The sequence below is a fragment of the [Flexibacter] sp. ATCC 35103 genome (genome assembly GCF_001975985.1).
Lineage (GTDB): Bacteria > Bacteroidota > Bacteroidia > Flavobacteriales > Flavobacteriaceae > Flavobacterium.
The window spans coordinates 182,102-203,650 of the sequence record NZ_MTQF01000001.1; the positions used below are offsets into that span (position 1 = coordinate 182,102).

The 21,549-nt window shown below is 33.0% G+C and carries 20 protein-coding genes; 12 read left to right on the forward strand and 8 right to left on the reverse strand.

The window, feature by feature from the left end:
* Positions 1-43 precede the first annotated feature (43 nt).
* Complete coding sequence (locus tag BXU01_RS00705; RefSeq protein WP_083691248.1) at positions 44-565, reverse strand: RNA polymerase sigma factor; 522 nt, start codon at positions 563-565, stop codon at positions 44-46.
* 328 nt (positions 566-893) lie between these two features.
* On the opposite strand from BXU01_RS00705, the gene BXU01_RS00710 reads away from it, so the two are divergent.
* Positions 894-1,679: a hypothetical protein gene (locus BXU01_RS00710; RefSeq protein ID WP_123773901.1), complete on the forward strand. Its 786-nt coding sequence runs from the start codon at positions 894-896 to the stop codon at positions 1,677-1,679.
* Between the two features lie 82 nt (positions 1,680-1,761).
* Here BXU01_RS00710 and BXU01_RS00715 read toward each other — a convergent pair whose 3' ends face one another.
* Positions 1,762-2,409 (reverse strand): GNAT family N-acetyltransferase, encoded by a 648-nt coding sequence (locus BXU01_RS00715; RefSeq protein WP_255373673.1) that lies wholly within the window; start codon positions 2,407-2,409, stop codon positions 1,762-1,764.
* A 445-nt stretch (positions 2,410-2,854) separates the two neighbouring features.
* Between BXU01_RS00715 and BXU01_RS00720 the strand changes: the two genes are divergently transcribed.
* Positions 2,855-4,192 carry a lytic transglycosylase domain-containing protein gene (locus tag BXU01_RS00720; RefSeq protein WP_083691250.1) on the forward strand — a complete coding sequence of 446 codons (1,338 nt, stop codon included), beginning with the start codon at positions 2,855-2,857 and terminating at the stop codon, positions 4,190-4,192.
* A gap of 168 nt (positions 4,193-4,360) precedes the next feature.
* Here the strand turns inward: BXU01_RS00720 and BXU01_RS00725 are convergent, their stop codons facing one another.
* Together BXU01_RS00725 and BXU01_RS00730 are read right to left on the reverse strand one after the other, a co-directional pair.
* On the reverse strand, positions 4,361-5,389 hold the full coding sequence (locus tag BXU01_RS00725) for a rod shape-determining protein (protein ID WP_083691251.1): 1,029 nt from the start codon (positions 5,387-5,389) through the stop codon (positions 4,361-4,363).
* A gap of 287 nt (positions 5,390-5,676) precedes the next feature.
* Entirely contained in the window at positions 5,677-7,911 is a 2,235-nt protein-coding gene (locus tag BXU01_RS00730) for a DUF6055 domain-containing protein (RefSeq protein WP_083691252.1), read from the reverse strand.
* Between the two features lie 568 nt (positions 7,912-8,479).
* On the opposite strand from BXU01_RS00730, the gene BXU01_RS00735 reads away from it, so the two are divergent.
* From BXU01_RS00735 to BXU01_RS00745, 3 genes are all read left to right on the forward strand, one after another.
* Positions 8,480-8,863 (forward strand): hypothetical protein, encoded by a 384-nt coding sequence (locus tag BXU01_RS00735; RefSeq protein ID WP_083691253.1) that lies wholly within the window; start codon positions 8,480-8,482, stop codon positions 8,861-8,863.
* A gap of 225 nt (positions 8,864-9,088) precedes the next feature.
* Positions 9,089-9,826, forward strand: coding sequence for a hypothetical protein (locus BXU01_RS00740; RefSeq protein WP_083691254.1), 738 nt, complete (start codon positions 9,089-9,091; stop codon positions 9,824-9,826).
* A 427-nt stretch (positions 9,827-10,253) separates the two neighbouring features.
* Positions 10,254-11,795, forward strand: coding sequence for a hypothetical protein (locus tag BXU01_RS00745; protein ID WP_083691255.1), 1,542 nt, complete (start codon positions 10,254-10,256; stop codon positions 11,793-11,795).
* 82 nt (positions 11,796-11,877) lie between these two features.
* On the opposite strand, the gene BXU01_RS00750 is transcribed toward BXU01_RS00745, so the two are convergent.
* The 3 genes from BXU01_RS00750 to BXU01_RS00760 all read right to left on the reverse strand — a co-directional run bounded on the left by BXU01_RS00750 (position 11,878) and on the right by BXU01_RS00760 (position 14,541).
* Complete coding sequence (locus BXU01_RS00750; protein ID WP_083691256.1) at positions 11,878-12,261, reverse strand: GreA/GreB family elongation factor; 384 nt, start codon at positions 12,259-12,261, stop codon at positions 11,878-11,880.
* Between the two features lie 509 nt (positions 12,262-12,770).
* Positions 12,771-13,871, reverse strand: coding sequence for an SDR family oxidoreductase (locus tag BXU01_RS00755; protein ID WP_083691257.1), 1,101 nt, complete (start codon positions 13,869-13,871; stop codon positions 12,771-12,773).
* Between the two features lie 85 nt (positions 13,872-13,956).
* Entirely contained in the window at positions 13,957-14,541 is a 585-nt protein-coding gene (locus tag BXU01_RS00760; protein WP_083691258.1) for a Crp/Fnr family transcriptional regulator, read from the reverse strand.
* A 243-nt stretch (positions 14,542-14,784) separates the two neighbouring features.
* On the opposite strand from BXU01_RS00760, the gene BXU01_RS00765 reads away from it, so the two are divergent.
* From BXU01_RS00765 to BXU01_RS00795, 7 genes are all read left to right on the forward strand, one after another.
* A complete protein-coding gene (locus tag BXU01_RS00765) occupies positions 14,785-15,342 on the forward strand; it encodes a contractile injection system tape measure protein (protein ID WP_083691259.1) in 558 nt (185 codons plus the stop codon).
* A gap of 25 nt (positions 15,343-15,367) precedes the next feature.
* The gene (locus tag BXU01_RS00770) at positions 15,368-16,288 is read left to right on the forward strand and encodes a phytanoyl-CoA dioxygenase family protein (protein ID WP_083691260.1); all 921 of its coding nucleotides are present in this window, start codon (positions 15,368-15,370) and stop codon (positions 16,286-16,288) included.
* A gap of 91 nt (positions 16,289-16,379) precedes the next feature.
* On the forward strand, positions 16,380-16,688 hold the full coding sequence (locus BXU01_RS00775; protein ID WP_083691261.1) for a hypothetical protein: 309 nt from the start codon (positions 16,380-16,382) through the stop codon (positions 16,686-16,688).
* 83 nt (positions 16,689-16,771) lie between these two features.
* Complete coding sequence (locus BXU01_RS00780; RefSeq protein WP_369819509.1) at positions 16,772-17,782, forward strand: TQO small subunit DoxD; 1,011 nt, start codon at positions 16,772-16,774, stop codon at positions 17,780-17,782.
* A 380-nt stretch (positions 17,783-18,162) separates the two neighbouring features.
* Positions 18,163-19,629: a glycoside hydrolase family 130 protein gene (locus BXU01_RS00785; protein ID WP_083691263.1), complete on the forward strand. Its 1,467-nt coding sequence runs from the start codon at positions 18,163-18,165 to the stop codon at positions 19,627-19,629.
* 100 nt (positions 19,630-19,729) lie between these two features.
* Complete coding sequence (locus tag BXU01_RS00790; RefSeq protein WP_083691264.1) at positions 19,730-20,164, forward strand: META domain-containing protein; 435 nt, start codon at positions 19,730-19,732, stop codon at positions 20,162-20,164.
* A gap of 186 nt (positions 20,165-20,350) precedes the next feature.
* Complete coding sequence (locus tag BXU01_RS00795) at positions 20,351-20,941, forward strand: hypothetical protein (protein WP_083691850.1); 591 nt, start codon at positions 20,351-20,353, stop codon at positions 20,939-20,941.
* A 160-nt stretch (positions 20,942-21,101) separates the two neighbouring features.
* Here the strand turns inward: BXU01_RS00795 and BXU01_RS00800 are convergent, their stop codons facing one another.
* Positions 21,102-21,548 carry a VOC family protein gene (locus BXU01_RS00800; RefSeq protein WP_255373674.1) on the reverse strand — a complete coding sequence of 149 codons (447 nt, stop codon included), beginning with the start codon at positions 21,546-21,548 and terminating at the stop codon, positions 21,102-21,104.
* Position 21,549 lies beyond the last annotated feature (1 nt).

Below are 21,549 nucleotides of genomic sequence, written 5' to 3' on the forward strand. Positions count from 1 at the left end.
ATGTTTCCGTTTATTAGTATAACAAACGAGAACACAAAAGTTCCTAATGCTCTTCGATTTTTTTTCGAATAAATTTACTGGCAAGATAAATATGATTGGCAATTGTCTTTTCAGAAAGATCTGTTATTGCTGCAATCTCCTTATAGCTAAGGTTTTCCAGTTTATGTAAAGTAAATATTTTTTGCTGCTGTTCCGGAAGAAGATTGATGAAATTATGTAGTTTTTCTCTTCTCTCTTCAAAAATTATGGTATCTGTATCCTCAGGTTCCATTTTTTCGAACTCCGGATCAAGCTGAATTATTCTGTTTTCTCTGTTAACATGATTCAGAATGATATTCTTGCAGATAGTAAACAATTGTTTATCAAATAAAACCTCTTCGTTCAGTAATTCCCTTTTGTTGTAAAGTCTTAAAAAAGTTTCCTGAACAAAGTCCTGCGGAGTCAAAACAGTAAAATCAAATCGTTTGGCAATGTTTATCAGTTTATCGTAGTACTTGAGATACGCTTCCTTAAAAGCCGACTCATTACCTTTTTTTAAACTTAAAATAAACTTCTTGTTGTCCATAACGTCAATACGATGATTAGTCTTAACTTAAATTACCTAATAATATTGTATTTTAAATTGGTCGTTAAAACGTAGACTTAGTTACCTTTTTTTGATAAAACTTTAAGGCGCAAAGAACAGAAATTTTATTTAAAGATAACCGAACCTCAAAAATATTGTGCGAAAAAATCACATTTTTGCCTTTAACATTTACTTTAAAACAGGTTCATTTTTGATTTTTTTGGTACAAAAACTTAATTCTTTTTTTGCTATTTTTGATTCCTTAAAAAATCTAAAACCCATCAAAAATAGCCCGTTAAAGCCGGAAGCATTTTTTAAAAACCCGCAAATGAAACAAAAATTTCTACTATTAATTTTAACGGCACTTTTGGTTTCCTGCAAAGAAAGTTCAGGACAAGAAATTAATCCTGTAAAGCCTGACAACACAAAACAAGAAGCAAAAAATACAGTATCTAAAGTGGCAGATTCATTAGAAACAGCTGTTTATTTTATAAAATCAAAAAAGATAGCTGCTCCAGATGAACTTAGAAAATATATAAAAGAAAAAATCGAAAGTGTAGAAAGTATTGATTTTACAGGAGATAAAGTTGCTGATTATATTTGTAAAACTGCAATAGACACGTCTGGAATTGGAAATGAATACTGGATTTCATCCGAATACAAAACAATAAAAAAAGTAAAATATTACGGAGATGGTTTTCAGTATCGCTGGTTTATAAATTTAGATAATGACCCTGAACCTGAAATGTTTGAAACAAATGGTGACGAAGATGGTGCAGACTACACTATTACAGATCAAAATTTAGTAACAGGAAAAGACAAGACCTTGCTTTATATCAATCCGGTTATAATTGAAAACAATAAAAAATATTGGGGTTATTCGTGGGACGTAAAAAATATAATGGCACGAAAAAAAGGAAATAATATTGAGTTATTCTGCTCTTTAAGCCATCAAATAATCAGGGATGGAAATGAAGAATTTGATCCTGAATTCCAAAAAATAATGCCGGCACTGTTTTTTACCGGACATCACACGCAAGAAAGCGGAAACCTCGTTATTAAAGATGAAAAATGGTTAACATTACAGGAAATTATCAAACAAACCAAAAGATAATCTCATAACTATAAAATTCAAATCCCATTTATAACAAATGGGATTTTTTTTTGGTTCTTCTTCTTCTTCATTAAATCTGTATTTACAAAATACCGGACTTATCGTGTTTAGGATTATAAAGCATTGCTGTACACAAGCAGTTTTTTCTTTCTTTATTAATTAATATCGGGCAATTGATACACGACTCGCAATTCTCCCAGAAAAGTTCATCAGTCGTTAATTCAGAATAAGTTACGGGTTCAAAACCCAGTTCGTGATTCATTTTCATCACAGCCAGACCAGTAGTAAGGCTGAATATCGCTGCTTCAGGGTATTTTTGACGGCTTAATTCAAAAATTTTTCTCTTAATGTTTTTTGCAAGTCCAGTATGTCTGAATTGTGGCGCAACAATCAATCCGGAATTAGAAACATATTTACCGTTATCCCAGGAAGAGATAAAAGAAAAACCTGCCCAATCACCATCTGATGAAAAAGCAATAACAGCTTCACCATTTTTCATTTTTTCTTCAAGTAGTTCAGCAGGTCTTGCAGAAATACCTGTTCCGCGCGCTATAGCAGATGATAATGTTACATCGCAAATTTCTTTTAACCAGAAAACATGGTTGATATTAGCAATTTCAATTATAAAATCAATTGATTTGTCTACTATTTTATTTTGAATGGATAAGGTTGTTTTTTCTGAGAATGAATCCCGTATGTAAAAATCTTCAGTTAGTTGTTGGGTTTTCATATTGATTTACTGTATTTCCGTTTTTATTATTAGTAAATATCCAATCTGCGGCATACAAAAACATAATTTCCAAATTACATACCATACTACCATAACTATCAACTTATAAGTGCCAGAACCTATTCTACATGATTTTTTTGGGAATAATAATTATTTATCTCTCTTTATCTTCTTATCAAAATGATACGTTTTTATCATTTTGATGCAGTTTTCAAAATTCTATTTCAGAAAGAGAAACATGCTTTTTTGCTGAAATTTCAGGCATTACAATACTTATTTGACTTTATAATTTATAAACTTATCCAAAAATAAAAACCTGATAATGATAGTTTTACAACTTATACTGGTCATCATAAGAAACAATGAATGGTATTTTTGCATCGGTCTGATAAAAAGCTATTTACACAAGCAATTAATTAGACATCAATACATTAACTTTTGAAATATGATAAATAAAAAAATCACTCGCTACTTTTATATCTTGTTTTTAATTCCGTTTTTTTCACAGGCAGTCGCCCAAAACAAAGGAACCAAAGCAAAAGATAAAAGTAATGTTTACCTGGATTCTGTTAAAAAGACATTTGTCAAAAATAATATGACTGCACGTGTTGATAGTTTATGGATGAGTGAATTAACGAGTTTAAATAATTTTAATGCTCTTTCATCTGATATTGAAAATAGTATAACAGATAAAAAAGTTGACTTAGAATTACCTACCGAAGTGCTTAAAGCGAGGTTAGCTGCAATGAATTCTAAATCTCCGTTTAATATTGAATACAATCCACAACTTGAAAACGTTATAAAGTCGTTTCTTAAATACAGAAAAAAATCATTTGGACGATTAATGGCGATTTCTGAATATTATTTTCCGTTGTTTGAAGAAGCATTAACTAAAGAAAATATTCCGTTAGAGATAAAATATCTGGCTGTAGTTGAGTCTGCATTGAATCCAAAAGCAGTTTCAAAAATGGGAGCTACCGGACTTTGGCAATTTATGTTTCATACCGGAAAACAATACAAACTAAAGATTGATTCATATGTAGATGAGCGCCATGATCCTCTAAAATCAACTGAGGCTGCAGCAAAATATATGACGAGTATGTATAAAGCTTTTGGCGACTGGGACCTGGTTTTAGCCGCTTATAATTCAGGACCGGGAAATGTTTCTAAAGCAATTAACCGTTCCGGCGGACAAAAAAATTACTGGAACATCAGAAAACAGCTTCCTAAAGAAACACAAGGCTACATTCCTGCTTTTCTGGCTACTATGTATCTTTATGAATACCATGCAGAACATGGCATTAAGCCTGAAAAAGCATTGGTAAAACATTTTGCTACTGATACGATAATGATTAAAAAGAAAATGAGCTTTAAACAAATTTCTGATTTAATAGATATTCCAATTGCACAACTCGAATTGCTAAATCCATCTTATAAACTAAATGTTATTCCGGTTTATGACAATCAAAATCATTATTTGAGATTGCCTCAGGATAAAGTGGCGATTTTTACTTTAAATGAAGATAAAATCTACGCTTATGCAGCACATCAATCTGGTTTGCGTGAAAAACCAATTTATACTTCTACAGCAATTGCGGCAAAAAGTACAAGTTCTAAAAGCACCACAACATTTGAAAAAACAAAGTATTACACCATAAAAAAAGGAGATACACTGGGCAGTATTGCAAGAAAATATGCTGTTTCTGTCTCTGACTTAAAAAAGTGGAACAAGATAAACGGAGATCTGCTTGCGTTGGGTAAAAACCTAAAAGTAACAAAGTAGAGTAAAATACAGGAACCAACAATCCAATTTCTTTCCTTGTAAACTTTTCCCCAAAAGTTTCCCTGAATTTAAATCATAAGATTATAAAAAGTTCCATAAATAACCCGACAGTCCAATATATTTGGAATATACTGTCGGGTTTATTATTTTCTAAATGCGATACTGTGATTATTTTACGAGTACACTTCGGTATCTTGGTATATCTTTTAAGACAATACCGGTACCTCTAACTACAGCTCTCAAAGGATCTTCTGCAATATAAACGGGTAAATCTGTCTTTTGGGATATTCTTTTATCAAGACCACGCAGCATTGCTCCTCCTCCTGCAAGATAAAGTCCTGTATTATAAATATCTGCAGCAAGTTCCGGTGGTGTCATAGAAAGTGTTACCATAATAGCATCTTCAATTCGCAGTATTGATTTATCGAGTGCTCTTGCAATTTCCCTAAAATTAATCCGTACTTCTTTAGGTTTACCCGTAAGCAAATCCCTTCCGCGAACCATAATATCTTCCGGCGGATATTCCAGTTCTTCTGTAGCTGCGCCAACATCAATTTTTATCATCTCTGCAGAAGCATCCCCAATATATAAATTGTGTTGTGTACGCATGTAAAACAGAATGTCATTGGTAAAAACATCTCCGGCAATTTTTATAGATTTATCACAAATTATTCCTCCAAGGGCAATTACCGCAATTTCTGTAGTTCCGCCTCCAATATCTACGATGATATTTCCTTTTGGCAGCATCACATCAAGACCAATCCCAATAGCCGCGGCCATAGGTTCATGAATCAAAAATACTTCTTTCCCGTTTACACGTTCGCAAGATTCTTTTACAGCTCTCATTTCGACCTCAGTAATTCCACTCGGGATACATACAACCATTCGTAATGCGGGGGTGAAAAAATTTTTCTTTAGTTCCGGTATGTTTTTTATAAACCAGCTGATCATTTTTTCTGAGGCATCAAAATCTGCAATAACCCCGTCTTTAAGCGGTCTGATGGTTTTAATATTCTCGTGTGTTTTACCTTGCATTAAACTTGCCTCTTTACCTACGGCAATAATTTTTCCGTTTCTAATATCCCTGGCTACAATCGATGGACTGTCTACTACAATTTTTCCGTCATAAATTATTAAAGTATTCGCAGTTCCCAAATCCATAGCTATTTCCACTATCATAAAATCAAATAAGCCCATAATATAGTTTTGTTTAAGAACGTTGATTATTGTTGTTTTATTCTCTATAAATAACAATAATCGAATGTAGCCATAAAAAATTCTTATTTATCACAATATTTAAGTTATTGTATATCAGTACATAAATTCTATTAAATACTAACATTTTTGAATAAAAAAACAATCCTAAATTTTTCTTAAAGAAAAAATGAACTATTATATATCTTAATAAATATAAAATCATATAGTCAAAAAAAAGCCCTTTCAAATAGGATTGAAAGGGCTGATTTTTAAAAAACAGTAACTCGTTATTGCTTAATAAAAGATTTATTGACAATAGTATTTCCCGTTTGAATACGTAATAAATAGACTCCTTTTACCAGATGGCTGCAATTGTACGGAATATCAATTCTACCAATTTCATAAGTCTGATTTGCAATCACATTTAATTTGCGTCCGTTAATATCAAATAGCGAAATCGTCACCTTTTGCAGCTCAGTTTGCATAAACGAAATATTTATGTTTCCTGATGTTGGGTTTGGATAAATACTCAAATCAACTTGTGTATCCAGAATTGAGTTCACAGAACTTAATGTTGCTGTTGCCGTACAAACAGGTGTTGTACTAAAAGCCATTGTTGCTGCTGAGAAGTTTGTAAATGCAGGATTTATATCGACATTAGAAACATCATTAGCGCCTTTACCATCACATTCTGCCCTGCCATTTCTCCAGTAAGGAAACTGAAGATAAACACCAGCAGTAGAACAGCTTCCTATTTCTGCATCACCGCCCACAACAACTGATCCTCCAAAATTTCCGGCAAATAACATTGCATTACCTTTAATATTTGCTGTATTTGCTACAGAGCCGCCTTCCATCCAGGCATTTCCTTCTACAATAGCGTTACTTGATAAAGTAGCATTATAAACACACGCATTGTCCCTTACAATTGCGTTTCCGTTTATAGTTCCTCCATCAACCATTGCATATCCATCTATACGCGCATTTCCTGATATTGTACCACGTCTTACAATTGCATACGGTCCCACATAAACTGAGGCTGCAACACTGGCACTGTTAGATACCCATCCTCCGCCGTTACTATGAATACGTCCGTTTGTTTTAAGGAATTTTCTAAAATCTGCCGCCGGTTGAAAACCTTCAGGATTTGCATTTGCAATTTTTAGTTCATAAGGATATCTTCTTTGTTTAGGATAACCAACATCCATATTATAATTTACATGCACTTTTGGAGCTGAAAATACGACCAAAAAAATTTCTGATTCGGTAGTTGTATTAAGTTCAAATGATGCTTCTCCATCCGTATTATACATTGGGCTGTAACGTGATACGGTACCATCTGCTTTTGTCGTAACAAAACCATAACGCCATCCTGCCTGAGTTGGGTTCACCTCAGTATGACCTTTAAATTTTATACTTACTTTTTTTTGCGTTCCGGTACACGTTGGATATAACGGGATTATATTCATTCCGTAATCCTGAGGCGCCCAGTCATTATTCGTATAATATTGATCTGTTGTACCCGCTACTTTGGTAAGTAAAGTATATTGCCTGCTGGTATATCGAGGCATATTGTTTTTTATAAGTGTATGGGTATTTCGAATTGTTTTTCCAAAATTACTCGTTGCATTTATCTGCGAATTCCATTGAATCGGGTAATCAAATGCAGGTTGTCTTTGAGCATATCCCCAAAGATAATCGTTGAGTTGTTCCTGAGTAAATCCTTTAAGTCTTTTGATGGTTTCAAGAGGATGTTCCTGATTTTTAGATTCAGCCCACATTCTTCTCGTAAAATCAAAACCTTCTTTTTCCTGTACATAATACATCAAATGGAAGTTCGTGTAATGATGACGATTAGACGACCACATAAAATGTCTGGTTTGTATCCATCTGGTTAAGGTTCCGTCTATTTCTGCCCATTGCGGATAAGCCTGAGCACGCATAAAATTAGCATGTCCTTCATAAAATGGACTTGCCCAGTCATAACCGGCAAAAGCAGTTCCGTTACCCGGATTTTCCTGAATACTCATCATCATTTGAAGCGTATGGGCAAACTCATGCGATAATGCACCGCCATCTCTGGTTGCCTCAGGATGCACAAACATAGCACCAATAGTATTACTAAAAGAACTTGCCTGGGCAAAGGCCTCTAAACGCGGATCTGTAGAGTTCCAGGTATTCATCATCATGATAATGATTTTGTACTTGCCAAAATTTGTTGTTGCCGCATTATTGATAAATTTTAAATCGTTAATATATCTCTTAAAACTATGTTCAAGAGTATCTGCAACAGATTTAGGCGTAAATCTCAATGTTGCATCAGCATATGCAGCAGGATTAGTACCTACTTTATCGCCCCAATAGAGCACGAAATTTGTCGACTCGTACTTCCTGGTATTCGATACATTGTTATAAAATTCATTGTTGGGGTTACTCCATTCTGTAGGTGTGAACAGCGTTTTTTGTCCCATTGCAAAATAACTGCAAAGAAAAAGGACGACTTGTAATAAAAGTTTTTTCATATATTAATTTATTTGGGGGTTTAATTATTTATCAAAAAAAATCTTCTTTCATGCCTTAATTTAAAAACACTTTATAAAATCACATTCCTACTTTGCAAAACAATTTGCAAATACAATCTTCATTAAAATGCTCTTCAATTATTCTTTAAAATTTATAAAAATCACGTTTCAAAAGTTCCAATTAACCTTTAAATGTAAATGCAACATTTAAAAATAAAAGTTGCGAATATACGTATTAATATGAATAATAAAAGAAAAATAAATCGACTAAGTGCAAATTAATACGACAAAAGGTGATTATTCAAAAAAAACTGGAATCAAACCGAAGGATTTTTAAAATAAATTACCATTGCAAGAATGCATTTAAAAAGAAGAAAATTTTAAAACACATGGTATAAATACCTACTAATTATGCAACTCTAAATTATTTTTCTGTAATAAGAATGTGATAGTGCTGCGGTAAATTTGTAAAAAGCACATTTTAGAAAAAGTAATTTCATTCGTATTCCTCAAAGAAGAAAAGACTGATTACCGGATCTAAAAATAGAATTAACTAAAAAATAGCGTTATGGAAAAGCAAAACAACAACGAATATGGTCAGACAGACCCTGATTTTATTGATCAAAATACGCTAGTTGACGGAAATAATATTCAAAGCGAAGATCAATATACACACAAAGCTCCTACAGAACAAACAACTGAATTTGGAGAAAGCGATCCAGATTATATAGACCAGAATACACTGGTAGATACTGATAATTATGCCCGCGACGAAGATCCTTACCAATATAAAGAAGGATATATAGAAGATCTTAAAAATCTGGGAAATGATTTTGAGAACAATTCAAACATCAGTTCTGAAAAAACTGAAGATCAGCATAAAAACGTGTCTAAAGATTCAGTAACCAACACTGATAAAAAGAATAACAAACCTGACCAAACTCAGGAATAATCACATTATAATTGATTCAATATAAAAAAGGCATACGTTAAGTATGCCTTTTTTATATCTTAAAAGTCTCTAAAAAACGATACTATCAGTTATAGTTTCTATAATTTGTCTTTTTGTAAAACTCCTAAGAAACTTAAAATCCTTACATTTACGCCGTGGTCAACGAAATCATGTGCAAATAAGTAATTTAAGCACCGTAAAGCCAGTTAATTTTAAGCAGTCAAGATGGAAAAACATACTGTATCAGTAGCATCGTTACCCTTAGATGATAATACAATACCGAATAGTCAAATAAAAAAAGCTGATTTATTACCAGATCCGGAATCTCAGCTTGATTCTATGGAAATGAAAGAAAAACCCATCTTGGATTCGAGTATTCCGTTTAGAGATTTGACAAATGCTGCAACTAAAAAAGAAAGTTTTGGCCGATTAATTGATAAACTTGATGTTGAAAAAAACTTAAGATATCAAAGAACTGTAGAAGATACCTATTGCAACGTATACTCTTATGATTATTGCTATTTTTCTAAAGTATATCTCCCAACAGTTTGGTGGACACCGGAATCTCTGGAAAAAGTATTACAAGGAGAAGAAGTTGTACCTGTTTTTGAGCAAACCGTAGACCGCATTTATTCCAGTGCGATACACGATTGGTTCTTAGAATGGGGCGTTAGTTTTGGCTGGGAAAGAATGTTTACTGTAGATGAAATTCAAAATAAGGTAAATGAAAATGGCGGAGTTGGAATAATTTGTGCCAAAAGAAGAGAAAAAGGACTTTCCGGACATATCGTTCCCGTTGTTCCTGAAACAAATTTACATAAAGCATATCGCGAGAATGGTGTAGTCGTTTATCCCTTGCAATCACAGGCAGGAAAACTAAACTACAACTACTTTGCAGAGGTTAGAAAAGACTGGTGGAAAGACGAATTATATTCCTCATACGTCTTTTATTATCACGAATAAAAATACAATTATCCGAATTGCTGAAACATTCAAAAAAAAATATTGATTATCAACAAGTTAACTACTTGGAAATAACATAATAAAAAACTACTTTTGCAACTTAGAAAAAACAGAAATAGCAAAAGTGGTGATTTAGCTATTCTCGTGCTTAAATTATTGATACAAAAGTGATTAATAACGCTAGTAGTTTTATAAGCCTTTTATAAAATTTTACTTCTTAATTGAACTTTCAGTCGATAAAAGTGCAAAAAATCTAAAATATAAATTCCTATATTTTTAAAAGTAAACGAAAACTTTTATAATGGAGGCAACAATATGCTTAATCCGTTATAGGTTTCCTGTCTCTGATTTTAACAGATTGGATTTTGTATTTCCGAATAAAAATAACTTTAGAATTAAATAACCTTAAAAAAGAAAGTAAGTATAAATGAAAGACAATCAGACAAAAAAATATTATTGGGGAATAGGATTGGAAAACGAAACCTACATGCAATTTGAAGAATCCCTAATAGTTTCTGGTGAGTTTATACAAGAAAAAATTGGTTTTGAGAAATACAGTATTGATTATAGAAAGTGTTATAAACCGGAAAGCTTAGCTCCTATTTTGAAAAAAGCTTTTGATATAAACGAAAACTATAAAGTAAGCCGAATGATGAACAGTCATTCGCTTGAAAAACTGGATATCAATTATCAGCACAAAACAATTGCGCCAATAAAGCCATTAATCGATACTGAAACTGGTGAAGTAAGCGCGCAACCTACTGAAAATCCTGAATATTTAGGAAAATCTATCATGGAACTTTTCCTTGAAGATCAGCCTTATAATATTCAAAGCATGATTACCCAAAGAAATAAAACGATGGGTTCTGTACATTTTGATGGTGATTCTATCGAGTTTGTTACCAAATATTTTGAAAACAGAACAATCGCTGAATCCTGCAAAGAACTTAAGGCTACAAAAAAATTATTCCTTGATAAAATCAATGAATCGTCTGTTTTAAACGGAAAATTAAATTTTCCGGATTACAACAACGGGCTTAATATGTTCATGACAAATCAGGAAAACCTGGTTTTGTTTAATAACGGAACATATCATTTTCATATTACTTTACCATCATTAACAGAAGACAGCAGGATTGTAGATTATAATGAATTTGAAAAAACACATGCCAATGCTATTTATTTGCTGCAATGGTTTGAACCTTTCTTTATTGCAACTCTTGGTAGTCCGGATATTATGGGCGTAATAAGTGACAAATACAGTCTGGATAAAAAATTCACTCTTGGATCAATGCGTAACGCCATGTCACGTTATATAGGTGTAGGAACTTATAATAAGGCAATGCCAAAAGGTAAAATCCTGACTTATAATGTAGATGATTTTAGAAAATTACTAAAATTCGAAAAGGAAGAAAATATTTGGTGGCGTGATCAGATCGAAGCAGATATGGAGTATGAAATGCTTTCTGAATTAGGTCTTGACTTTAATCAGGAAAAAATGTACCAAAGTGGTTTTGAATTCAGAAGCTTTGATGAGTTTCCGGCAGAATACCTTAATGATGTACTTTTTTCTATTATCCTAATTTGTGAGCATTCTTTGAATCTTCCAGATGTACAATGGGCGCATGACAGCAAAGCCTGGAATAATCTTGTTTTTAAAACTTTAAAAATGGGATATTCAACAGAAATTAATGCGGAAGAAAAACAGGAAGTTTTAGATTTATTACAATTATTAAATCCGTCAGACGCTAATTACAATACACTTAAATCAGAATTTGAAGCGATGGTTTTATTAGATGAATTTTTCTTTAAAATCCTGGCCGTTTTACACGATATGTACAAAGACAACAACATTTGTCTGGATGCTATGTACGGACAAAAAACAAGTTCTCCTCCTAAATGGGACAACTTTAATAAATACCAAACCGAAAGACATTTACAGCAAATAGGTTCTTTCTGTGACAATTAGAAGTTTAAAAAAAATGTTATTATAAAACAAAACATCCCATAAAGAAAGGTTCTTTATGGGATGTTTTTATTTAAGAAATATATTAAGCTACCTCTTCTACTTTTAGGATTTCAAGTTTTAGATTTCCTTTTTTAGCTGGCCATTCTACAACATTACCTTCTTTATATCCTACCATTGCTATCCCTTCATCAGAAAGAATAGAAATTCTGTTTTTACTTACTTTATTTCTTTCAGGACCTACAAACACAACCGTTTTTTCTTCATTGGTTGTACAATCTTTATAAGTTACTTTTCGATTTACAGAAACAATATCTTCCGGTAAATCTCTTCTTAGTACCTGTGTGGCTTTTTTAAGTTCATGAAGCAATAATACTTCTTCTTCTACTGTTACTTTTTTTCTTCTTACGTGATCTTTAATTAAATCGTATATTCCTGTTGTTAAAATAATATTTTGTACTTGTGACATAACTTTCTGTTTGCTTCTCCTTTTTCATAGGTAAGATAATAACTCATCATTGCATCGTTTAGAGCTCTTTTGTGATTTTTGATTGCAATGATATCTTATCCCAATGAAAATTGAAGATTAAATAAATGAGCAGCGTGAATGAAAAAATCCCTGTCCAGAGTTTTGACAGGGCTTAATAAATAAACTCTTTAGAGCTTTTTAAGAAAGTATCGTCATGCAAATACAATAACGTGCCCATAAGGCGCATCAACTGATTATTTGTTAAATAAAAATTTGAAATCGTCATTATTATATTTGATTTTAATATTGCGCAAGATAGCCCTTTTTTATTGAAAGAAAACCCCCTAAAAAATACAAGCATAACATTATAAGACAAAATATAGTAGAGTTTATAAGTAGAAAAACAAAAAGAGCAGTTTTATAGCCGCCCTTTTTGTTTTTTTTAATTTCAAGTAGCAAGTTGTTGAAATTATCTCATTATCAAATTGCCTAATTATCTAATTAATTTCTCAAGGTATTATTTTATCATTCCTTAATTCAGTAAACAAATCAAAAAAAGAATCTTTGGTGTCTTTATAAGTCGTAAAACCCAATTTTCTGCTTCGCGACATATCTGTCATCACCTCTAAAGGTCGGCCTAAATCCAGATCTGTATGCCATGCAGATGCCAATTGTCCCAAATCACCTTCTATCAATTGATGTTCTTTTGCAATTGATTTCCAGATATAAGCTTTTTCATTTAATACGGTTTCAAGCGGTTTTATTGTTCCGTTATATCCTTCAAATTCAATTTCAAACCATTCTGCTATTTTTGGCCACAGCCATTTCCATCTAAAAACATCACCGTTTGTTATATTAAAAGCTTCGTTGTGCGCTTCAGGATTTGTTGCCGCCCAGATAATTTGTTCTGCTAGAACCTTAGCGTCAGTAACGTCAGATATCCCGTTCCATTGTGCCTCAGAACCCGGCCATATAAACGGAGTTCCCTCCTGCTTGCAGATACTGGCATAAACCGCCAATGTTGTCCCCATATTCATGGCGTTGCCAATAGTTTTACCAATTAATGTGTGCGGTCTGTGTATGCTCCAGGTAAAACCATCTCTGGCAGCAGCTTCATAAACTTCATCTTCTTGTGCGTAATAAAAATTAGGCAAGTCTAATCTGGGCTGTTCTTCTCTCAATGGAGTTTCCGGTAAAGTTCCGGTTGTAGCATAAGCATCAAAAGGTCCTAAATAATGCTTTAATCCTGTAACTAATGAGACATGTTTTACCGATTTTTTAGAGGATAATGCGTTTAGCAAATTTCGAATCAGGGCACTATTTATCCTTATATTTTCTTCTTCGGAATCATTTCGCATCCATGTTGTAAAAAAAACATGTGTGGGTGCAACATCGATTAAAGCTGCATCTAATGATTCACTGCTTAATAAATTGGCAGCAATAGGTTTCAAACCTTTTATATCATTTTTGGGATTACGGGAAAGTCCAAAAACAGTCCATCCGTTCTCCAAAAGTTTCAAGGCAAGATTACTTCCTGCAATACCGGTTGCGCCTACTACAAGGGCTATATTTCCGGCTGTTTCCTGTATTGGTAATTTTTGAGAATTCATACGTATTTTATTTTTTTCAAAATTACTTTACAAACCATGTTCAGAAAGATGATCTGAAACAAGAAATTCACTTGATCTAAGTCAATTATTTGGGATCAAAAATTAAATTCTTTTTAAGACGGCTGAGCGTTTCAGGTGAAAGTCCAAGATACGAAGCCAATAAATTTTGCGGTATTCGTTTCATCAAATCGGGATTATTTTCTAAAATATGCCTGTATTTTTCTTCGGCAGTGTGCGTATGTGAACTGATTAGTCTTCTCTCCTTTGTGATTAGGCTATTTTGAAAAAGCAGACGAAAATACCGGTCCATTACAGGAACTTGCAGCGTTAGATTTTCAAAATCTTGTCTCGTAATCAGTAAAACTTCTGAATCCTCCATGGCATCAATACTGTAAAAAGAAATTCCCCCGCTAAAAAAACTACTCATATCTGATGTCCACCATCCTTCAGGCGAAAACTGATTGATATGTTCATTGCCTTTATCATCCACATTATACGCTTTTAAAAGTCCTTTTGATACAAATGTCAGATAATTGCAAACATGACCTTCAACAACCACAAATTGTTTTTTCTTTACTTTTTTAGGCTTAAAAAAAGTTTTGATCAGTTCTTTTTCAACTTGTGTCAACGGGACTTTCTCTTCAAGATGTTTGAAAATTATATCGTACATTTTAAAATATTTACTTTATAAATTGTGAAGTATTACAAAGATATGTTATTTATTTTTCAACTTTCGTAATCCTTCAATTACAAATGGTTGCATACGATTTGGGTTCTATAATTAATTCCATAATTAATCCATACCAAAAGAAGATTCAATAATAAGGGAAGATCAGGTATAAATACTTATGCTGTATGTACAAAATATCCTTATTTTTATGCTATTTATACATTCTAACTCACACACGCTAAAATGAAAACATCTCCTGAGAATAAACCAGTAAAAGTATTGGTAAATGGCGAAATTTCAAGTAAAAATAAGATAAATAATGCAGGAATCGTAGTTCTAAATAGTTATATTACTTTACTATTTGAAAGACTTCAACTAACTCAGAATAATAAGTTTACCTGTTTAGAAAATCAAAAAAATGCGGTACAGTATTTACAATATATTGCAACCGGATCAACTGAAACTCAAGAGGAGAATTTACTGCTAAATAAAGTACTATGCGGTTTGTCTCTTACAGATAGTGTACCCGAAAAGATTGAACCATCAGATGAAAATAAAAGCCTTACAGAAGGATTAATAAGTGCCATGATTTCTCATTGGGAAGCAATTGGAAAATCTTCCATAAACGATTTTAGAGGCAGTTGGCTTATTAGGGACGGATTACTTTCAGAATTAGATGATAAATGGGAACTTGTAGTAGAACGCAGGGCTTATGATATGTTAATAAGCAGATCGCCATTTTCTTTTTCAGTTATAAAATATCCGTGGATGAATAAACCTTTGTATGTAAAATGGGTTTAATAAAAACTATAAACCAATAACAGTTATGCATTTGACTATTCTTGAAAAACTATGGAAACGCGCTTTGTTTCCCTCAGATCTTCCTGCCAAAAATGATACACAAAGCTGGAACGAAGAAATTAAGACCTTGTATTTATTAGGAATTGGTATGGAGGAAACGCTACAGTTTTTATACTTTGAAAAACCTGATTTTGAAACTTTTAAAACCTGGATCAATAGCAAACAAAAAAATAAGAATGTAACAACTGAAGATAGTTCAGATCAAGTGCTCTCAGAACAAGATCTCGAATTTTGGGCAAAAAACGGATATGTTATTATAAAAAATGCCATTTCTGAGGAAGATTGCAAAGGAACACAACAAGCCATTTGGGATTACCTGGAAATGGATCCTGACAAAAAAGAAACTTGGTACAAAAGACATCAGGATCAAAAAGGATTAATGCTCAATTTTTCTGATCATGGAACCTTAAATAAAAACAGGCTTTCGCCAAAGATAAAAAAAGCATATGAACAGCTTTACAATTCATCCCGGATATATAAAACGATAGATAAAGTAAGCTTCAATCCTCCTGAAAATAATGAATTTACTTTTTTAGGAAGTTCGCTTCATTGGGATACCAGTTTAAAACAACCTATGATTTTTGGACTTCAGGGACTACTCTATCTTACTGATTGTGGCACTGATGATGGCGCATTTCATTGTGTTCCGGGTTTTCATAACATTATAAATCATTGGCTCAATAGTCTTGAACCGGATGAAAATCCTAGAGATAAAGCCGTTAAAATGCTGAAACCTGAACCAATATTGGGTAATGCAGGAGATTTTATTATATGGGACAATAGATTACCGCATTGTGCGACACCAAACAAAGGTGAAAAACCAAGAATGGTTCAATACCTTACTTATTTGCCGGATGATTATAATACATCCGGTGAATGGCTTTGATTTTAGTATTTTTTTATTACATTTAAAATTCCTAAAAAACAGCATAATGCAATATGGCATAAGAAATATTTTCTCAAAAATAGTCATCATCATGATGCTGTTTCTTGTATGCCTGCCTTGTACCGCTAAAAGAGAAATTAAACTGGTTTTGGATATTCCGGTAAACGAATTAAAAAACAACCTAAATAGTGATTCGTCTGTTTGCCTTATAACAATAGATAAAAACACTAAAAAGGTTTCAGGTTTACTTCAGGATCACGATGTAAAAACTTATCCTTCTCGTTTCGCTGCTTTTCAGTACATTACTATTACTCTTACAACACCCATAACTTCTATTTGGGAAAAAAAGGCATTCAAAATTATTCCGGTTTATTTATTACATGAACAATATTTGATTTGATTTTTTAATGGTAATCCACATATACTTCAATATTATTTTATTGAGGTTTTTACGTATTTCTTATCCTTAAATTTTAAATCAAAATGAACAATCAAACCTATTTATATGGCGGAATGTTTACCACGGCATTGCGCTGGGTAGCCGGCTGGACTTATTTTTCTGCTTTCTGGAGAAGGCTTATATTAGAGAATAAATTAAATCCTGATGAAGCGGGATATATCGGAGAAAAATTCAATCATTTTCTTCCTAATGCATTGGGTATAAAACCTATTATAGAACATCTTGTTTCTAATCCGGAAAGTCTTTGGTGGGCAATGGTTTTATTTACTGTCATCGAAGGAATTGTTGGGTTACTGTTTCTGTTGGGGCTTTTTACCAGACTAATAAGTATAGGTGTTTTTAGTCTTGCATTAGGTATTTTGCTGGGTTCAGGATGGCTTGGAACTACATGTCTCGACGAATGGCAAATTGGTGTTCTGGGCGTAGCAGCAGGTTTTACGATCTTTATCTCCGGCGGAGGAAAATATTCTCTGGACGAATATTTTATGAGGAAAAACAAATCTTTTACTGCTAAAAAAGGATTCAGATTTCTGGGTTCCGGAGCTTTGCCTGTAAAAGAGCAAACTGCAAGCAGGCTTGTTCTGGCGGGTTCTGTATTTATTCTGGCATTAACCTTATTTACCAATCAATATTTTCATGGAGGCGTTTATGGTAAATTGCATAATCTTTCTGTAAAACCACATGTTACCATCAGCAATGCTTTTATCCAAAATAATACTTTAAGTTTTACTGTTTTCAGAGATCAGGGAGCAGATGTTTATGGTTCATTTCTTATTGGTATTAAATTAAAAGACCAACACGGAAACATCATTTTTGAGCAAAATCAGACACAACTTTCAAATCTGGCAAAAGAACAAATTAAAAACGATTATGTTGCACAAGTAAAACCCGGAAAACACAGTCTGATTTTACCTTTGGGCGCAAAAGCCAGATTAAATTTTAAAATTGCTACGATCAAAAATCCAACAGCTAAATATATTCTGGAACTAATTGATATTAGCGGTGAAAACTGGACACAAGAAGTTACTTTATAGAATTTATCTTACATATATAACTTTAAAATAAAATATTAAAGATGAAACATAAAAAGTGCTAAATAAAAGATTTAGCACTTTTTTGCGTTATACCATCTTTTATTATAATTTGAGTATATCGGTCATTCTGGCTTTTTTTACAACAAGTCAAATGTTGATTTTGAGTCTTTGATACTCTTTAATTTCAACTATAAAGCATACATTAAGAAGTAAAAAGTGAGCTAAAATTTTAAAAATAAAGTTTTTTTTAGTTAACAAAATCATTAACTTGTATAGAAATAGAGACAATATTCAATATTAATATTGTTTCAAACAGGTAGAATTTAATCCTTTTTTAACCTGAAATAACTTTTCTAAAAAACACAAAAAACGTACAAATTATGCGAGTATCAGTCATCCGTAAAAACATAAAATTCACACCAGATTCAAAAAGAGTTGTTGCACGATATTTTATGAATGGCGAAGAACGGACCCAACAAATGGTGGGCAGGATAATGATGCTGGACGAAAAGCAGGTATTAGAAACATTAGAGCAAACGCTTCGTGAATTTGCAAGACGCCATCGAAATATTTCGGCTATATTTTTCAGGCACTGCGAAAAAATCAGAGATGTAATTGAAGCCATGCAAATTGACTATGAAGCCATTTCGCTGGATCGAAAAATGCTGATAGGATCTTATTGCACTATGGAATATGCGATAGAATCTGCTGCCATTTTCAACCCTTCGATTGTAGAAGATTTTGATCAGTCCGGTCTTGAAGCAGGCGAAAAACGCGTAATCATTTCGTTTCGTGCAACCGGAGAAGGTCACATTTCCTCGATAGTTTTTAGAAGAGGTATTCTGGATAAAGACAACAACCTGCAGATAATGAAAATTGGTCATAATATAGATAAGGCCGAGATTGAACATAAAACCTTATTCAATAAAGAGCGTTTTTTATTGAAATTATCTGAAATGCACACGCAGGACAAATATATTGCCCAAATCATGCAGGACTTGCCGGAAGAATTTGAATTTGCCGTATTAAAAAGCATGGTTAGTACAGCCTTAAGTGATCCGTCAATACGTCAGGAAAGAAGAACTGCCCTAGAGGAAATAATCTGGCTGGCTGATTCTTTTTATGATTTGCAATTCAAACACGACTCAGATATTACGGAGCGTGTTATATTTCCGATATCAGAATCTGAAAGCCGCGGTATTGAAGATGCACGATTCGTACGTTTTATTGATGATGATGGTTCAAATCGTGTCATGGCGACTTACACTGCTTACAACGGACACACCATTTTGCCTAAACTAATTTCTACCGAAGATTTTTACACCTTTAGAGTAATGCCGCTTCATGGGATTGGTGCCCAAAATAAAAATCTGGCATTATTTCCTAGAAAAATAAAGGGCAAATATGCCATGCTGGCCAGGATCGATGGTGTAAACAATTATATTATGTACTCTGAAAGGGTTACACAATGGAACAATCCGATACTTTTACAGGAACCTCGTTATACTTGGGAACTGACCCAGATAGGAAACTGCGGATCGCCGCTCTGGACCACAGAAGGCTGGCTTGTAATTACCCACGGTGTAGGTACAATGCGACGTTATTGCATAGGCGCTTCATTATTTGATCTTGATGATCCGTCTAAAGAAATCGGAAGACTTAAAGAACCTTTGCTTTCGCCACTCGAAGATGAGCGTGAAGGATATGTACCCAATGTGGTGTATTCCTGCGGTGCAATTATTCATAACAACAGCCTTATATTGCCTTATGCCGTATCTGATTATTCGTCTACTTATGCCGTTGTAGATATGGTTGAACTGATCGATGCGCTGAAAAAAAGTAAATAAATAAAGTACTAAATAATCGTATAAAGTCTTAAAAAAACTTACTTTTTATCACTTGAATTCTGATAAAAATCTTTAAATTTATGTTCAAAAATCTTATTTTATGAAAAATTACATACTACTATTCGTTTCTGTTTTAACACTTTCTTTTAATTCCTGTACAACAATGAAAGACACTGCAAAAACTGATGATCTCTATAATACAACCTGGGAATTAGAATATATTTCTGGTCCGCGTATTGCTTTTGAAGGCTTGTATCCGGATAAAAAACCTTATATCAAGTTTGATAAAGAGAAAAGTGAAGTTTACGGAAATGCTGGCTGTAATGGTTACAGTGCGCCATTTACCCTAAAAGGAAATTCGCTTACTTTTGGAGAGCAAGGTCCGGCCACTTTGATGTTTTGTGAAGGCGGCGGAGAACAAACTTTTTTACAGATCATTAAAAAAATCGACAGCTACTCTATCAATAAAGACGGGAAACTTAATTTGAATATGAAAGACATCCCAATGATGCGATTTAAAAAAGTAACCAAATAAATAATAAAGTGATATTTTATCAGGATTAAACCCGGCATTCGCGAAGCTTCGAGATTGTCGGGTTTATTTTTAATACACAAATAATTCCCAATAAAGGCAATAAATCTTTTAATTAAATGTTTTATTAAGAGACGTTAATGCCTATTGTTTTAACGACTCATTTGTTTTATTAATATGAAAAAAAGTATGAAAAAAATATTGTTTCTGGTCACTATATTAAGCATCTCGCTACAAGGATATTCGCAAAAAGAACTTAAAGACAAATACAAACCAATTCCGGCTAAAAACTCTGAAATAAAAGAGCCTCTGCCACCAACCGAAACTCCGCCAAACGATCTGCCGCCTGTAAAAGAACCAACCGTTATAAAAATTAGTCCTGACGATCTTTATAAAAATAACAGCCTTTATAAAAAAGAAGCCAATGTTGAAGGCATTTTTTATCGAAGAAATGAATATCTGGGCGCTTTTGTAACCAATACAGCAGTTTCTACAGTTCGTTATCGTGATGCTGCGTTTGTAGATGGCGATAAAATAAGAGTGTTTCTAAATGATAAAGTTATCGAACCGGAAGTAAATCTCGTGGGAGAATTTCAGGGATTTAAAATAACATTGGTTCCCGGAATTAATAAAATCGATTTTGAAGCTTTAAACGAAGGTTCAGCTTCGCCTAATACAGCAGAATTTCAGGTTTATGATGATAAAGGTGCCGTTATAGAAGCCAGCCAATGGAATGTTGGTACGGGATATAAAGCCACTATTATTTTGTATAAAGAATAATTTAAACTTATAAAGCTAAAAACTAAAGTCTAATTCAGATTTGAATTGGACTTTTTTTATACCCGTATTTTATAAAAAAAAACTCCGTCCTGATCAGGGACGGAGTTTAAAGCGAGGATAATTCCTCTTATTGATTTCTGTATTACGTTTCTTCAACTCTTTAAAAAACAACAGATTCCAGAAATTCAATAACTTCTCCATTTGGGCTATATACCAGACTATTGCTAACTGTTACCGATTTTCTATGATCTTTAAGTTCTAAGGTTTCTTTTGCTGATAATGGTTTTGCGCCATTTTTTATTGCTTCATCATATGCTTTTTTGGCATCAATAACTGTAAAACAAATGTGCAAAAGTGCATTTTCGACATAAGGATCACCTTGTTTTCTTTTACGTCCCTGAGTGGGGAAATCAGCATTGTTATCGCATATTTCTATATAACAATCAAATGCTTTATTCTTTAGCATGACACATTTTTCTAAATTGAATTCCGGTAAACTCCAACCGTGTACAATTTCAAAATTAAGTGTTTCGTAAAATTGTACTGTTCTTTCAAAATCCTGTGCTTTAATAGCAAAATGATGAAAACCTATTATATTCTTATTCATT

Bases quoted from the DNA above. Each gene is read 5' to 3' on its own strand.
- BXU01_RS00790 (WP_083691264.1), top strand. From the start codon at position 19,730: ATGAAAAATTACATACTACTATTCGTTTCTGTTTTAACACTTTCTTTT.
- BXU01_RS00705 (WP_083691248.1), bottom strand. From the start codon at position 565: ATGGACAACAAGAAGTTTATTTTAAGTTTAAAAAAAGGTAATGAGTCG.
- BXU01_RS00740 (WP_083691254.1), top strand. From the start codon at position 9,089: ATGGAAAAACATACTGTATCAGTAGCATCGTTACCCTTAGATGATAAT.
- BXU01_RS00775 (WP_083691261.1), top strand. From the start codon at position 16,380: ATGATGCTGTTTCTTGTATGCCTGCCTTGTACCGCTAAAAGAGAAATT.
- BXU01_RS00760 (WP_083691258.1), bottom strand. From the start codon at position 14,541: ATGTACGATATAATTTTCAAACATCTTGAAGAGAAAGTCCCGTTGACA.
- BXU01_RS00755 (WP_083691257.1), bottom strand. From the start codon at position 13,871: ATGAATTCTCAAAAATTACCAATACAGGAAACAGCCGGAAATATAGCC.
- BXU01_RS00725 (WP_083691251.1), bottom strand. From the start codon at position 5,389: ATGGGCTTATTTGATTTTATGATAGTGGAAATAGCTATGGATTTGGGA.
- BXU01_RS00715 (WP_255373673.1), bottom strand. From the start codon at position 2,409: ATGAAAACCCAACAACTAACTGAAGATTTTTACATACGGGATTCATTC.
- BXU01_RS00750 (WP_083691256.1), bottom strand. From the start codon at position 12,261: ATGTCACAAGTACAAAATATTATTTTAACAACAGGAATATACGATTTA.
- BXU01_RS00730 (WP_083691252.1), bottom strand. From the start codon at position 7,911: ATGAAAAAACTTTTATTACAAGTCGTCCTTTTTCTTTGCAGTTATTTT.
- BXU01_RS00800 (WP_255373674.1), bottom strand. From the start codon at position 21,548: ATGAATAAGAATATAATAGGTTTTCATCATTTTGCTATTAAAGCACAG.
- BXU01_RS00765 (WP_083691259.1), top strand. From the start codon at position 14,785: ATGAAAACATCTCCTGAGAATAAACCAGTAAAAGTATTGGTAAATGGC.
- BXU01_RS00770 (WP_083691260.1), top strand. From the start codon at position 15,368: ATGCATTTGACTATTCTTGAAAAACTATGGAAACGCGCTTTGTTTCCC.
- BXU01_RS00710 (WP_123773901.1), top strand. From the start codon at position 894: ATGAAACAAAAATTTCTACTATTAATTTTAACGGCACTTTTGGTTTCC.
- BXU01_RS00785 (WP_083691263.1), top strand. From the start codon at position 18,163: ATGCGAGTATCAGTCATCCGTAAAAACATAAAATTCACACCAGATTCA.
- BXU01_RS00720 (WP_083691250.1), top strand. From the start codon at position 2,855: ATGATAAATAAAAAAATCACTCGCTACTTTTATATCTTGTTTTTAATT.
- BXU01_RS00735 (WP_083691253.1), top strand. From the start codon at position 8,480: ATGGAAAAGCAAAACAACAACGAATATGGTCAGACAGACCCTGATTTT.
- BXU01_RS00780 (WP_369819509.1), top strand. From the start codon at position 16,772: ATGAACAATCAAACCTATTTATATGGCGGAATGTTTACCACGGCATTG.
- BXU01_RS00795 (WP_083691850.1), top strand. From the start codon at position 20,351: ATGAAAAAAATATTGTTTCTGGTCACTATATTAAGCATCTCGCTACAA.
- BXU01_RS00745 (WP_083691255.1), top strand. From the start codon at position 10,254: ATGAAAGACAATCAGACAAAAAAATATTATTGGGGAATAGGATTGGAA.